Genomic DNA, 16567 nt, shown 5'->3' with positions numbered 1-16567 from the left:
TAGCAAAGAGCGTTAGGCTATCGTGGTGCAGATTTCCTACCACCCCCGCCGTGAGGCAGGAATAAAGCGTATTGTCTCCTCTGATGGTGCGGACATTACCCACGCCCACCCACCACACTGAGGTGGGTACACTTTCTTATGAGGCACCCCTGTCAACCAAATTCCGGTGGGCTGTTTTCCATATTTCCATAGCCCACAGGAACCCCACACATTCCCTCAGGGCTGTGGAATGGTGGGAAACAGCCCAATGTGGGAACTCGGTATTAACGTACACCGCTGTTTGGTTGAGTATGGTGTTCGCGTCAGCAGGAGGCGGGTTGCCAGGATCAAACGCAAACTTGGTCTGGAGTGTAAAGCGCAGCGTTGTTTCAAGGTCATCACGACGGATTCAAATCACTCTTTGCCAGTAGCGCCAAACCACTTGAACCGTGAGTTTACCGCTGAGCGGCCAGATCAGGCATATGTGGGCGATATCACCTACGTTGCGACCAAAGAAGGCTGGCTCTATCTGGCTGTTTGGATAGACCTTTTTCACGTAGCGTTGTTGGATGGTCTATGGACGACCACATGAAGGCATCATTGGTAACGGACGCCCTAAGAATGGCCTGCTTCAAGCGTAGGCCACCAGTAGGCTTAATGGTCCATAGCGATAGAGGAAGCCAGTACACATCTAATCTTTTCACTGGCCTGCTCAAAGAGAAGGGATATCTCCAAAGCATGAGCCGTCTTGGAGACTGCTGGGATAACGCACCAGCGGAGAGCTTTTTTGGCACATTGAAAACTGAGTTGATCGGAGGTTTTGTTTTCAACTCTCGTGAAGAGGCTAAGCAGGCCATCTTTGAGTACATCGAGGTCTTTTATAATCGCTATAATCGCCAGAGGAAGCATTCAACCATCGGCTATATGACCCCTGAACAGTGTGATCTGGCATTCCCAGTTTCTGCGTAAAAAACCGTCCAGAAAAGTGTTGCCCCATCAGGCAAATAGGGAGAGCTTCAGGCGGATTATCCCCGACAGTGACCGCAGCCCCTCCACATTTTCAAGATCACTTAAAACCATGCGGCACATGGCATCCAGCGCCGATTGAGCGGCATCCAGTTCTAACAGACGAAAAATCTCAGGGGAGAGCACCTCTGTTTGGCATTGGTCTTCTGACTCTGAAAAACCAAGGTGCAAGTCATCCAAATCCCGTATCAAGCCCCACAGGCCAGTCCCTTTACAGCGTCCTTCACTGGCACACTAAATTCTGAATGTCTTTCTTTTCATGTGCTTCAGCCAATCACAACAGACCAAGGCTCTATCTGCCTGGACCAACCATTACACCCATGATCGACCTCATCGTGGCGTTGGCTGTGACAACACAGTTCTGGACATCAACCTCAAAGCTATTCGTGATGGCCCCATCCTATACAAAGAGAGGTTTGGTGGAATCATCAAGTCCTCTCACCAAGGGGCGGCATAAGGTGTAGGCTAAAAAATAGTTTGTTCACATTTGGGGCCCCTCAACCATCCCATGGCTTCACCCACAGAGCATCGAACCTTACTCTTTTGCATTGATTTAACCCGAATTTTTCATGACGGATTGACGGAAGGTGGTTCCAGGCCAGTCATGGCTGCGTTGCATGGGGCCGCACAATGGTGATCCCTCATCAAAGAACCGGGTTAGAGTTCCCGTAACGCTTCTTCGCTCATTCGACGTAGAGGTTTGAGGATATAGTGAAGCAGGCTGCGTTTGCCTTGGATCAGGTCAACGCCTACATGCATACCGGGCATGATCACATTATCGGGATTATCCCCCAGATGATTGCGGCTGGTTCGAATGCGGACTTTGTAGAAAGCCTCGCCTTTATCATTTTCATGAGTATCAGGACTGATAAAGTCCACTTCACCATCCAACCCGCCATAGATGGCAAAATCATAGGCCGTAACCTTTACCACCGCCTTCTGTTTGGGGCGGATAAAGGCGATATCCTGGGGAGCAATGGCGACCTCAACCTGCAGCACCTTGGAAGCTGGCGTGATCTCCATGATCTCTTGCCCAGGCTCGATGACGGCACCTTGATGTTTAACAGCAACCTTATTGACGATACCATGCATAGGGGCATGCACCGTACTGCGGTCCACCTTATCCTGCAAAGCACGCTGCTTTTCCGTCAAAACAATCCGTTCCGACTGGGTTTGGCGTAATGCCTCGGCGATCTCTGCCAAGCGCTGTTTGTGGTGATCAATCCGTGCGCTTTTAAAACCAGCTAGGGTTTTACTTAGGGCGATCTGCTTCTCTCGACGCTCCTTCAGCTCCATGGAGGCCTGATGTACAAAATCATCTTGCAATTTGGCCAGCCGCCCTTCGGTCTCCAGAATATGACGACGTAGTTTTAACAGACTGATCTCAGAAGCCGCACCTGCTTTTTCCAACTGGGCATTGACCCGATACTCCCGCTGTAAGGTCTTGAGAAGTAGACCTAAACGTTTGGCTTCTCCCTTACGGTGTTTGTGTCGCACATCATAAAAACGCTTTTCCCATTGCACAATCTCTAGCGCTCTGTGCCGCAACTCATGGGAGAAGGTCAGTTTCTCACCCTTTACTTCAGCCTGAAGGCGCACAATCGTAACGGCGTTCTCCATCATTTCAAGTTCAGTGTCCACAATCTGCTGATCATAGGCCCGCACCTTCTCCTGATGCTGTTGCCGACGGGCTTCAAATAGGCGTTGCTCATTTTCCAACACAGACTGTTCCGCCCCCTCCCCCTGAAAACGATCCCCCGCCACTTCGGCACGCAGACGTTGCAGGGTGACATCCAACGAGGCACGCATCTTTTGGTTCTGCTGCAACGCCGCCAAATAGGAGCTGTTATCGATCCTTAGCAGCATCTGCCCTGCGCGCACCCGAGCCCCCTCCTCCACCCTCAATTCCGCCAGAATACCCCCTTCAAGATTGTCCACCACATGGATCTCATCCGATGGCACCACCGAGCCAGAACCCCGGGTCACCACCTCCAACTCCATCTGCGATGCCCAGATCACAAAGGATAGAAGAAGCCCCAACAGCGTCAGCAACAACATACGGGCCGATGCATGATCCTGCACCATCCAAGCCTGGGTCAGGGCGTTGGCAAATTTAAGGTCCTTACCCATCACGCACGCCCCTTTTGGCCACGGGCTTGTTGATTCTCCGCCAACTGTTGCAAGACCTTGTCACGGGGACCATCCATGACGATGCGTCCTTGATCCAAAATAAGGATGCGCTCCACCAGCGACAGCAGATCTGGCTGATGGGTGCAGAGAATCAGGGTTTTATCGGCCAAACGACGCTGCATGCGTGCAATGAACTGAATCTCCATGGCCTTATCCAGGGCCGCAGTCGGTTCATCCATGAGAACAAGGTTGCCCTCATTGGCCAGCGCTGCGGCCAAGGCCACCATCTGACGCTGACCACCAGAGAGTTGGCTGCCTAGCTCCCCCACCTGAAGATCCAAGCCCTGATCTTGCCCCTGAACAAGCTCTTCAAGCCCGCTATCGTGCAAGAGAGATACAAATGTTTCATCACAGATCAATGGGTTAGCCAGCTTGATATTATCCCGCAGAGAGCCTAGAAACAGGCTTGGGTTTTGCGGCAGGTAGGAAATATTGTTGCGTAGGTCGGCCACATCCAACTGACGGACATTCACCCCATCCAACCGTAGCGAACCTTCATCCACAGCATAATAGTCCATCAGCAGACGCAGTATGCTGGTTTTGCCCGAACCATTTTTGCCCAAAATGGCAATTTTCTCACCCGCTGCAACCTTGAAGCTCACCCCATCCAACGCCTTAGCACTCTGCTTGGGATAGGAGAAGGTGACATCCTCAAACTCAAAACCACCACGTAACACCGGTCGCGAAAGCAGTGACTTATCCAGCCCCATCTCATTCTCTTTGGCCATAAACTGATCGATATTCTCCAACGCCATGCGCATGCCCTGATAGCGGGAAGCCAAACTCGTGACCACGCCCAGGGGTTGCATCGCCCGCCCGGTCAAGATGACACAGGCGATCAGCCCGCCCATGGTCAGATCCCCGGCAAACACCGCATAACACCCCCAAAAGACCAGCACCATGGTGGTCAACTGCTGAACGAACACCGTCGCCTGTTGGGCTAAAGATCCCCAAAATTTGGTCTTCATGCTATTGATGGCCAACACACCAGTGACACGCTCCCATTTACCCCGCAACACACCCTGAGCACCCAGCGCCTTGACCTGCTCCAGCGCGGTGAGGCTCTCTACCAAAATGGAGTGTTTATAGGAAGCCTCCCTCAGCGCATCATTGACCAATCGCTTCATGGGGAGTTGCAACAGCACATTGATTCCCAAAAGGATCATGGCCGCCCCTAGCACCACACTGCCCAGGGGTCCGCCGATCATGAAAATCACAGCAACGTAGAGCAGAACAAAGGGTGCATCAATAAAGGCAGTTAAGGTGCTGGAGGTAAAAAAGTCCCGCACAGAATCAAAATCACGGATGACACTGGCAAAGGAGCCGGAAGAACCCGGCTGATTGCTCAACCTGACATTCATCACAGCGGAAAAAATCACCGAGGAGAGAATCACATCAGCTTTTTTTCCCGCGACATCCACAAAATAGGCACGCAACACCTTGAGAAGAAAATCAAACAGGTAGGCCACCGTAACGCCGATAGAGAGGGCCAGCAAGGTGATCTCAGCTTGATTGGGAATGACCCGGTCATAGACATTCATCACATAGAGGGAGGAGACGATGCCCAGCAAATTACCCACCAAGGAAGCCACCGCTACATGGAGGTAAAGACTCTTGAAACGGAACAACACCGTACGAAACCAGCCGTGACGACCGGCCAGGGCATCTACATATTTGCGGATTTCATCCCCGCTATCGAGAAAGATATCCTTGATGTAGATCGCCTGCCCGGCATAGAGGTGTTGTAGCTGGGCCAGACTCATGTAGACCGGGCTTTTTTCACCGCCAGGCAGAATCAATTCCAGTTGCTGGTCCTGCCTGCGCATGAGCAGTGCGGCACCCTCTTTTAGAAGCACAATGACCGGCAACACTTCGGTCGGAATCTCCTCCAAGTCAACAGTCTGATACTCGGCATGAAAGCCGGCACGGGCCGCCGCTTCGGTGAAGTTGGCAGCATCCATCCCCCCCTCATCCAGCGGCAGATTAGCTGTCAGAGCATGGGGGGAATAGGTACGCCCCTGCTGTCCGGCCAGATAGGCCAGACAGGATGCCAAAGGGTCCACGGTTACGTGTTTTTTCATGACCATCGCCTCAATTTCAGCGCGGCTTAGGCCACATTGATGCCCTGTTCGATGAGAACATCGCCATTGGATATGGAGCTGTGGGAATAGAGATCAAAGCTCACACCATCCACCACCACATCGGTGCCGGAATCGGCAAAATCGGGGAGGTTCACCGTATCCGACCCATCCCCCAAAATGCGCAGCAGATCGGTGGTGGCATCATCGGTGGAGGTACCACCGGTGGTGTCATCAGAAACATCCCGATGGCTGGGCAGATCCAGCACATCATCCAGCCCCAGGGTGAGGGCGCTGGTGCCGTTGCCATCCCCCATATCGATGGCTTCAACCCCCTCCACCGCATTGAGCAAGGCAACATCGGTGAGATCCAAATTGATATTGGAATCGGAAAAGAGCAGCGTGTCGATGCCACTGCCGCCATCAATTTTACGGAAATCATTGGAAGTGATGCCGATGGTATCGTTGCCACCGGTGGCCCGAACCGTATCACCCGTTGCAACACTCGTGAAGGTATCGTTCTGGGCACTTCCCACAAAGTTCTCTGCCGCTGAACTACCGGTTCCATTGGAGGTTAATTTAATATTTCCACCATAGACACCGCCCCAAATGATATGTGTGGAGTAGTAGGTACCTAATGCAATATCATCAAACCCATCACCATTCACATCCCCAAGCGAACTGATGTTTGTTCCAACAGACTCTCGGAGCCATCCTTCGGGGAGTTGGTCAGCGGGGCGTCCTTCTATGATTATGCCATTGGAGCCATCGATCGCGTCCAAGGAGAAGCTGCTGCCTATATTTTCTCCGCCAAACACAAGATAACTTCGACCCGCATATCTGGTTCCATCCTCCAACGCATATCTTGGATAGGAGAAGTGTAGATCATCGTACCCATCCCCATTAAAATCCCCGATAAACTGGGATTTGTACGTCAAATATTTCTCGCCTGCTACGACAAAGCCTTGAGAGGCATCAATCGCCCCCCCCACGCTCCAGGTGGCTGGCAGGTTGGCGGAGCCATAATAGAGATAAACGCTACTACCTTCGACAGTTAGAACATCATCATAACCATCGCCATTAAAGTCCCCGGACCCCAGCGCGAGACCAGCGTCAAAGGTGAGACCATCCGCAGCAGTTAAACTATTTACAGTGTTGTCTATGGCATTGCTTTCATTGCCATAAACCATGTAATCAACCGAATCAGCACGTAGGATAAGGTCGTCGTAGCCATCACCATTAAAATCACCACTGGCAATGAACTCTTCACGGGATTTTTCACCGACAAAGCTAGCATTAAAATGTTCGACGGTTGAACTGGATGTTGAAGATTTCAGGGTAAAATTAGAGAAGCTCGATTTACCCCAAACAATCCAACCTTCATCCCCCCCGTTGAAACTGATGGTTAAATCATCATACCCATCTCGGTTGTAGTCACTTGCCGTCACCCTCGCTATGGAAGAAGCGTTCAAATAACCTAATCCAGTGACACCATTCTTAATGAAGATGTCCGATACGGTCCTTTGATCTTCAACGGCAGCCCATCCAGCCGTTTTACCAAAGATAATATCGACACCATGTAGATAATCCCCAACTTCATTCACATCTCGATCGATGGCGATATCGTCAATACCATCCCCATTCACATCGCCAAGCAGATGTATCTCCCCTACTTGAGCATCGCTCTGATCCGTGGTAAGCCGAAAACCATTGCTTCCATCCAGTGCGGTGAGATCAACCCCTAACACCGCGTTCCCTTTTAACGCGGTATTGCCAAAAACGATCGAGGTTACCCGCTCATAAGAGAAGAGAGGAACGCCCCCCCACGTTGCTCCACTTTGCGAACTACTAAGAACATCCGCCTCCACATAAAAATCATCGATGCCATCACCATTCAGATCGCCAACAGATCCAGCATAGAAAAATTTGGTGTTTGCCTGAGAGGCATTATTCCCATCGATATCCGCAAGGGTGAACTTAATGTCACGGGCTCCGACGATGGTTCCACTGGCGGTTGTTGAGGTAAAGGTGCCATCGGTGACGGTTAAGTTGAAGCTACTCTCGCGGGCTTCAGCATCGTAAAACATCACGTTTCCCGCTTTAAGATCCGCTAAATTAAAGGTGGATGCGGCCACGCTATTCAGACGTATTTCTCCATTGGAAAGATTGCTCACCGTAAAGATCAGATCACTGTCCTGGGTATGGGTATCGGCATCGGACACGGCCAGCATACTTTCAGTAATAACCTGCTCTTGAGCGGGTTTGTAGCTGATTTCAGCCCTGGAAATGGTCGGGGTATGATCATTGACTGGGGTATAGGGGATGCTACCAGTGGTAGCAGCACTCTCCTTGACCCCATCGGAGACGGTGACGGAGAAAGCAGGGGTGGTCTCGGAGCCATCATGCACAAAATCAACCTTGTTATCCGCCACATCTTTCAGGGTAAAGGAGGCGGCATGCTGACCTGACAATTGAAAGCTGCCGCCACTCACCGTTGCTGAAAAGGTCAGATCGGCAGAGGTGGTGATCAGCGTATCCCCATCCGCGGCATTGAGCATGGCGGTGGTGATATCCAACGAGTCACCTTCGGTCACAGCGAAAGCCGCCGCCGAGATGGTTGGGGTGTTGGCATTGATGTTGGGGAACAGGCCATCCTGAATTTGTAGTTTGGCCGCACCGTTGTTATAGACATGGTAGGTGGAACCACCGATCACCTCATCGGCCCCTTGGCTGAAGCCATCTTCAAAGATGGAGACCCGACCACTGCTGCCATCCACCCGCAACGTATTGGTGGTGGTTGAGAGGTTGAGAATTTCTGACAGATCCAGGGTAATTTCAGCCCCCGACGCGCCCAGGTCGATGATCTCAACGTTTTCAATCCGGCTGTCCGCCATGGCGGTAAAGTCCAGGGAGCGACTGGTTGTCAGGGTGTCCGTACCATGGCCACCATCGATGCGGAAAAAGTCGGTCTCCGCAATGGTGATCTGGTCATCCCCAGCTGCCGCCCGTACCGTATCCCCGGAAGAGATGGCCCGATAGGTATCGGTGCTGCTGGTACCCATAAAGTGGTCAACAACACCGCTCTCACCCGTTTCCACCGCACCTGAAACCGAGCTTTTCAACACCAGGGTTGAGGAAGCCCCACTAAAGTCCCGCCCCAAAATGGTGTAGGCGTCGTTGTTGGAGCCGTAGCCATCGGCCACACCGAGGATAAGATCATCAAAGCCATCACTATTGATATCCCCCTGTCCAGCAAAAGCGGTGATATTATAGTTGGCATGGCGCAGATCACCGATGATTTTGACCCCATCAGATCCATCAAAATTCAAGCTAGAGACATTGAGGCTGGCCCCAAAACCCGCAGATTTACCAAAGATCAGCAGCGCTTCGTTATCGCCATGGTTATTGACCATAATGTCATCATAGCCATCTCCATTGACATCCCCCACCATGGCGACGACATCACCCAAGCTGTCTCCGGCACTCTCTCCCACAATGCGTGAGCCGTTGCTGCCGTCCAGTGCCGTGTTCAAATCCAAATTGGTAAAGCCGGAGGCCTTGCCATAGAGAAGATAGGCTGAACCGGCATCGGAACCCCCGGCATCGTTATCCGGAGCACCCACGATGATGTCGTCATAACCATCACCGTTGATGTCGCCGCCACCGGAAACGCTTATTCCCAGATCATCCCCGGCGTTTTCACCGTTGATCTCAAAACCGTTACTGCCATCCAGGGTGGTGGTATCCAGATTGATATCCACACCCGTGGCGCTGCCAAAGAGGAGATAGGCCTCGCCATCATCAGTGGCCTGACCATTGGCCAGCGATGCACCGATGATCAGATCGGCAAACCCATCACCATTGACATCCCCCGCTACGGAGACGCTGTCACCTAGCTCATCACTGCCATCCCGACCCCAGATCACAAAGCCATCTAGCGTACCGTCGACGATATCATCTACAAAAAAGTCACTGAAGGGATCACTCTTACCGTAGATGATATAGGCCTCCCCCCCATCGGTAACACCATTCTCAAAGCCATTGCCACCAGGGGCAGTGATCAGCATATCGTCGTAACCATCGCCATTCATATCTCCCACACCAGCGACAGCCCGCCCTAAATAGTCATAGTTGGAGGAGCCGGAGATCTCAAAGCCCGTCACACCATGGGCACCGCTGCCGTTATAGTCACTGGCGGTCTGAAAATCGATACTGGAGCCGAAGCTGCCGGACTGGCCGTAGATCACATAGGCCTCACCCTCTTTGCCGTTGCTGCTGTCATCTTCCGCCAGACGGGCACCGACCAGGATGTCATCATAGCCATCACCATTAATGTCCCCCAGGCCGGTAACATCCTTGCCCAAGGTGTCGTTAGAGTGGCGACCGATGAGCAGGAACCCTTTGGAGCCATCCCCCCCGTTGAGATCATTTTCAGCAATATCCCCAAAACCTGAGGCTTGACCAAACACCACATAAGCATTACCGGCGTCACTTCCTCCCGTATCCCCCAGACGTGCACCGACGATGTAATCATCATAACCATCGCCATTGATATCCCCCAGAATATCAACTGACTCCCCCAGGCTGTCCGAACTGCCATCCCCGGCTATCTTCTGGGTCTCTACCGCAGCACCAACGGGCTCCTCTTCCAGATAGAGACTGGCAACCTGGGCAGCATCATGCAGGTTCAAGGTAACATTGGCACTACCGGACAGGGATCCGTCGCTCACCGACACCTGCAAGGTTTGTGGGGTTGCCCAAGCAGAAAAATCGATATCCGACCCCGCTTTTAAGGTGATCTGACCTTGGTCATCCACCTCAAAGGCATCGTTAGGGTTGGTGGTGATGCTGTAGCTGTAGCTACGGGTCAACCCGGCATCATCGGCATCGGTAAAGGCGATTTGATGGATAACCGAATGGGTATTGATGCCCTGAAACAACTCAGCAGTGGCCGCAGTCACCACGGGGGCATGATCGTTACTGACCGGTTGTTGGACATTGACGGTTATCGTTCCATAGCCAAACCCCTCGCCATCCCCCACCGCGACCGATAGGGTATGGCTGGCCTGGGTGGCATAGTCGAGTTTGCCCACCTCATAAGGGGTGATCTCACCTGTGCTTGCGTCGATCCTAAACTGTCGGTTTTCATCGTATGCCGCCTTGGAGCCATCCGCCCAGGCAAACTGGTAGGAGGTTGCCCCATTGGCGGCCACCGAGTCGGCATCGGTAAAGGCAACGGTGTGGATCACGGTGCTGGCGGCGGCGGATTCCGCCACACTTGCCACCACATCGGTGACATCCGGGCGGTTGTCGTTGATGTCATCAATATTCAGGGTGAGGTTGTAGAGGGCGGACGTATGGCCTGCTGCATCGGTGGATTGAAAGCCAATGGTGTAGGAGGGTGTGGTTTCATAATCGAAACTCTGCCCACTCTTCAGATAGAGCGCATCGCCACGCATTTCGAATAGATTGCCAGGGTTGCTGACAATATCCACCGAGCTCCAGGTTGTACCACTCTGATCGCCGAACTCGGTATCCAGCGCGGTTACCCTAAACAGAGCCGAGGTCGCATAGCCCGAAGCTTCGGTAAAACTGCCCGTCTGGGTCCCTGCGTTCCAGGTGGCTTGGGCGGAGATTTTTTCCACGCCAATGGTGGGGGCCGCTTCGTCTACATTGTTAATGGTGATGGTCAGGTTAGCCGCATCCGAGGTGTTGACCCCGTCGCTGACCTGGGCGGTCAAGGTGTAGGCATCTGTTGTTTCATAGTCCAAGGATTGACCCGCCACCACACTCAGTTCACCGGTGGAGGCATCGATCTCGAACAAGCCGCCTGCACTGTCGGTCAAAGAGAAGGTAAACGAACCGGAATGGATATCGATGTCCTGCAAACGCACGGCACCAAAGGCGCCATCCGTACTGGTGGCATCCTCATAAAGGGAGAACGCAGCCGCTTCACCACCCAGAATAATCGGGGCCATATTATTGATCTCATCCACCTGGGCCACATCAATGGTCAAGCTCTGAGTGGTGGTATTACTCGCGGCATCGGTGGCTGAGACCACCACCTGATGCTGGGTGGCGGTGTCATAATCCAGGCTCTTATCGGCACCCAAGATCAAAGCGCCGCTGCTGCCATCTATGGCAAAAAGGCTGCTGGCATCGGTGACAATGGCATAGGTTAAGACCGTCGAAGTATTATCCGTTGCGGCAACGGACAGAACCAACGATTCCGAGGAGAGGTTCTCCAGCACCTGGATACGCTCCTGACTTTGGAACAGCGGCGCTTCATCATCCACATTGGTGACGTTCAAGGTCACGTTTTGCGAGGTCGCATTGCCTGCCCCATCCGTTACCTGAAGGGTAAAGAGATGACTGGTTATACTTTCATAATCAAGGCTTTTGCCTGACTGCAACGTCACTTGCCCCGCCGTGTCCACCTCAAATAGGTTGGATGCATCGTTCAGGATGGCATAGGTAACCGTGCCATTGTTGCTGTCGGTGTCATTGTAGGTCACCGTGTGCAGTACATCCGCCTCACCCACACTCTCTGCTGCACTTAAGGCCGCTACCGAGGTGATCACCGGCGTAACATCATTCACATCCGTTACCTCAAAGGAGAGGGTCTGAATCTCCGAGGTATGAAGACCATCTGCAACCTTCACTTTAACCGTGTGACTGGCCGCGGACTCATAATCCAAACCCTGCCCGGTGCGCAGACTGATCTGCCCTTGACTGTCGATCTCAAAGAGCCCGGAGAGGTCTTCGGTCATGGTATAGGTGATGTTGCCATGGATGGTATCGGCATCGGTAAAGGTTACGCTGTGCAGGATGCTGGTATCTCCAACCCCTTCGGCCACCGACGCCCCATTGGCGGAGCTGATCACGGGGACCACATCATTCACATCCGTGACAGTAACCGTAAGGGTCTGCTCACTGGAGGTGTTAACCCCATCGCTGACCGTGGCCTTGATGGGGTGACCGGTCGCGGTTTCATAATCCAGACTTTTACCTGAAACCAGGGAGATTTCACCACTCTGGCTGTTCACCTCAAACAGACCACCGCCATCATCGCTCAAGGTGTAGCTCAGTGTGCCCGCGGTGGCATCCCCATCACTGCCTGAAAGGGTATAAAGCACACTGCTGTCAGCCGTATTTTCTGCCGTTGTTAAGGAGGCACTTGTGGCCGCCAGAACAGGTACAACATCGTTGACATCACTGACCGTGAAGGTGATCAGTTGAGATGCCGAGTTGTTAAGACCATCGCTGACCGAGACCGTCGCTGAATAGGTTTTGATGCTCTCATAGTCCAGGGTTTGACCCGGTTTAAGGGTGATCTGACCGCTGCTGTTGATCTGGAACGGGCTGGCAGAAAGGGTGTAGCTGGTAACCCCATTTTGACCGTCGGCATCACTGAAGGTCACGCTGTGCAATACGGTCTGGGAGGTGGCATTCTCCGCCATGGTGACCGCTGCTGCTGACGTAAGGATCGGGGCGTTATCGTTGGCATCGGTTACCGTCAGGGTAATCGTCGCCGCTGTTGAGGTATTTACCCCATCGGCAACGGTGGCCACGACCGTATGGTTGGTGGCGCTCTCATAATCCAGGCTCTGACCGGCCACCAGGCTTATGACGCCGGTTGCTGCATCGATCTCGAACAGCCCGCCACTGTCATCGGTCAGGGCAAATACGGGGGTTGTGCTCGGATCTCGGTCACTCCACTGCACCGTGGTGATGGTGGTGGTGTCATCCACCGTTTCAACGGCGCTACCTGCACTGGCTGCGGCATTGATCACCGGGGCATTGTCATTGACCACATCCGGCTCGGTGACGGTGATATTAAGGGTTTTTTCCGCAGAAACATTCACCCCATCCGACGCTTGAACCTTGATGGCATAGGTGCCAGCGTCTGGTGCATCGCCCAGATAGAAAACCGTGCCATTACTGGTTACGTCAAACAGATCATTGGCGGTATCGGTCAGTTCATAGAAGGTTGTACCGTTGCTGGTATCCTCATCGGTGACCGTAAGGGTAAATAGGGATGTAGAATCCGGCTGCTCATCAAGAATCTGATCTAGGGTGACGATGACTGGGGCGGTATCGTTGACGTCGCTGACGGTAAGGGTGATCTGCTGCCCCGCAGTCTGAAACACGCCGTCACTGGCCACCACCACGATCTCATGGCTGGTGGCGGTTTCATAATCCAGGGTTGAACCGGATTTCAGTGTCAACAGACCCGCACTGTCGATCTCAAAAAGATTGGAGGCATCCGAGGTGATGGAAAAGCTCAACGTGCCGCTGGTGTCGGGGTCCAACACATTGACATCCAGCAGGGTTGTGGTGTCCGAGACCGATTCAGCCACCGTTGCGCTGGCCTGGGAGATGATCTGCAAGGCGTTGTCGTTGGCATCGGTTACGGTCACCTGGATGCTCTGCTCCAACGCATCATTAACGCCATCATTAACCTTCACCTTAAGGTCATAACGGGTTTGACTCTCCCGATCCAGATGTTTGCCCGTCTGTAAGGTGATTTCTCCAGCTTGGTTGATTTCAAACAGATTGGCACTGTCTTCGGTCAAGGTATAGAGCGTAGATCCATTGCTACTGTCGGCATCGCTGAAGCTTAGGGTATGCAGAACATCGGTATCCCCCACACTCTCCAGCGTACTGAAGGCTGCTGCGGAGGTCATCACCGGCACATTGTCGTTAACATCTGTAACGTTAAGAGAAAGGGTCTGCACGGCACTACTGTTGCTGCCATCGTTCACCTGCACCTTAATGGTGTGGCTGGCAGCCTGCTCATAATCCAACGTCTGGCCCAGTTTCAAGGTAATCTGGCCATGGCTATCGATTTCAAACAGTCCCGATTGATCCTCGGTCATGGTATAGAGGGTGGTCCCATTCACCGCATCCGCATCCGTGTGGCGCAGGGTGTGAATCACCGCACGATCACTGATGTTCTCTGCTACCGACACCCCACTGGCAGAGCGGATCACCGGGGCGGTATCATTCACGTCCTGGACGTTGACCGTCATGGTCTGTGTCTGGGAGTCATTACTGCCATCGTTGACCTTAACGGTCAGTGTGTGGCTGGTAGCACTTTCAAAATCCAGTGACAGACCACTCTGCAGAGAGATCTGTCCGGCGCTGTCTATTTCAAACAATCCGCTGGGATCACTGTCCATTGAAAAGCTAAAGCTGCCATTGGCCTTGTCAGCATCGGTGTAGGCAACGGTATGAATGGTGCCGTCTGCAGTGATGCTCTCAGCGGCAAAGGCGGTGGCAACAGAGCGAATAACCGGTGCTTCATCATTGAGATCATTAAGGGCAATCACCACATTCTCAACACTTGAGGTGTTCGCGCCATCGTGCAGTTTAACCTGGATGGTATGGCTTTGGTCAGCCTCATAATCCAGTGTTTTACCTGCCGCCAGGGAGACTTGCCCTGTGGAAGTGTTCATGGTGAACAGACCGTTGGCATCCTTGACCAGCGTATGGGTAAAGGCACCATTGGTGGCATCCACATCGCTGTACTGAACCGTGGTCACGACGCCACTGCTGTTCTCATCAATAGTGACCGAGCTGGCAGCGCCATCGATCACCGGGGCGGTATTGTTTAATAGGTCATAATCAACAACAGAAACAATGACCTGCTGCTTGGCTGAGCTATTGACCCCATCGGACGAAGCGAGTGTAAAGGTATGAAACGTCTTGGTGTCATAATCCAGCGTTTGACCGGACTGTAGGGTGATTTCTCCGCTGCTATTGATCTCAAAAAGATTATCCACATCATCTGTGATGGTATAAACCGTAGCGCCATTAGTGGCAGCCGCATCACGATCGGAAACGGAGACCGTCGTAATCAACGTGGTATCATCAATATTATCCACCACCTCGGTCTGTTTGGTCGCTATAACCGGCGTCTCGTCATTGAGATCATTGAGGGTCAACGTCACATTTTGCGGCAACGAACGGTTGACCCCATCATGGGCCGTCACATTAAAGCTGAAATTTGAATAGCCCTCTTCAAAATCCAGTTTTTTACCCGCTGCAACTTGAATTTGTCCCGCGCTATCAATGCTAAACAGTCCGTCAGGATTATTCTCCAGCGCATAGCTCATGGTGCCATTACTGGAATCCACATCCGAGGTTGTAACGGTATACAGAACCGTGGAAGTATGTGAGGTTTCATCAGATTGAATGGTTGAAGCAGATGTGATGACCGGGGCATTGTCGTTGACATCCACCACATTCAGCTGAATAACACGCGCCGCCGTCTGTCCAGCATTGCTCACCTGTAAGGTAACTTCGTGGGATGTGGCAGTTTCATAATCCAGGGTGTGTCCGGGTTTCAGGGTCAGTTGCCCCTGTTGGTCGATCTGGAACGGTCCTGCCCCCCCCACAATACTGAACTGTTGGGCTGCGTTCTGAGGATTCACCCCTGAAAGCTGGACCTGATAGAGCACATCTCCCTGAGCGACATCCTCCGACTGACTAATCTGTGCACTGGAAATGATACGGAGCTGCTCTGGCTCAGGGTTGATGATGCCATAAGTGGGGTCAAAATCATCATCTGAACGTGGCCTGGAAGCAGACTCTCGTGGCTGTTGCTCGCCATCGATATCACCCAGATTATCTGGCTGCGACTGAAAGCTGTCCTGACGCTGGCCCGTATCGACCTGATCCAGGCGTGATTGGGTTTCTATCCGCCCTTGGCGGGCACCTGCGCTATTTTCAGCCACACTGGGGGTACGTACCTGAGTCTCGGCAAAAAACTCTGGGCTTGAATCCAGGATGGGATCCCGTCCCTCTGTTTCCCCTTGCTCCTGCCCCTGATCTGTTCTGTTTTGGAGTTCACGCTGCGCAGGCCCTGTATCTGGCGCGTCAAGCCCCGGTAGCGTGGCGTTTGTGGGCAACGCGGTAAAGTCAGCAAAGCCTTGCTCATCAAAAAGCTGCTCATTGGCCGAGCTGAGCTTATAGTTGGATCCCGATTGAATCGGCAAATTCAAGGCTTTGGGTGTGCCAAAAAAGTTCTGCAGCACCAACTGCGCCCCAGAGGCCAGCTGAAGAATCAACCCATTGCCACTCTGTTCACCGGATAAAACCGTATCACCGGAAATCTCCAGATTCTCCGCGCCGGTTACATCCATTTGCTCTGAAACATCCACCCTCACGCCATCAATGATCAGAGTGACCGGTGGGGTGGCTTGCGGAGGGATCTGCTCTACCGGTGTGGCAGCTTGCGCCAGTATAATGGGCTGATTATCCGGCTTGATGGGATCGGCCATGATTCACTA

4 protein-coding genes and 1 pseudogene are annotated in these 16567 nt (G+C 52.8%); 1 reads left to right on the top strand and 4 read right to left on the bottom strand.

Translation table 11 applies throughout. From position 1 onward, the window contains the following. Window positions 1–268: 268 nt before the first annotated feature. A pseudogene (locus V5T57_RS07890) lies at window positions 269–948 on the top strand (IS3 family transposase); the annotation flags it as partial. A 27-nt stretch (window positions 949–975) separates the two neighbouring features. On the opposite strand, the gene V5T57_RS07885 reads toward V5T57_RS07890, so the two are convergent. The 4 genes from V5T57_RS07885 to V5T57_RS07870 form a co-directional block, all read right to left on the bottom strand. Then, window positions 976–1185, bottom strand: coding sequence for a hypothetical protein (locus tag V5T57_RS07885; RefSeq protein WP_332890644.1), 210 nt, complete (start codon window positions 1183–1185; stop codon window positions 976–978). A gap of 477 nt (window positions 1186–1662) precedes the next feature. After that, window positions 1663–3135 (bottom strand): beta-barrel domain-containing protein, encoded by a 1473-nt coding sequence (locus tag V5T57_RS07880; protein WP_332890643.1) that lies wholly within the window; start codon window positions 3133–3135, stop codon window positions 1663–1665. Beyond that, entirely contained in the window at window positions 3135–5276 is a 2142-nt protein-coding gene (locus V5T57_RS07875; protein ID WP_332890642.1) for a type I secretion system permease/ATPase, read from the bottom strand. The genes V5T57_RS07880 and V5T57_RS07875 overlap by 1 nt, the downstream gene beginning before the upstream one ends. 26 nt (window positions 5277–5302) lie before the next feature. Beyond that, window positions 5303–16558, bottom strand: a complete 11256-nt coding sequence (locus V5T57_RS07870; RefSeq protein ID WP_332890641.1) for a cadherin domain-containing protein — start codon at window positions 16556–16558, stop codon at window positions 5303–5305. Window positions 16559–16567: the final 9 nt, after the last annotated feature.

The organism is Magnetococcus sp. PR-3, assembly GCF_036689865.1.
Lineage (GTDB): Bacteria > Pseudomonadota > Magnetococcia > Magnetococcales > Magnetococcaceae > Magnetococcus.
This window is presented reverse-complemented; position numbering and strand designations above follow the sequence as displayed.

Bases quoted from the DNA above. Each gene is read 5' to 3' on its own strand.
- V5T57_RS07880 (WP_332890643.1), bottom strand. From the start codon at position 3,135: ATGGGTAAGGACCTTAAATTTGCCAACGCCCTGACCCAGGCTTGGATG.
- V5T57_RS07875 (WP_332890642.1), bottom strand. From the start codon at position 5,276: ATGAAAAAACACGTAACCGTGGACCCTTTGGCATCCTGTCTGGCCTAT.
- V5T57_RS07870 (WP_332890641.1), bottom strand. From the start codon at position 16,558: ATGGCCGATCCCATCAAGCCGGATAATCAGCCCATTATACTGGCGCAA.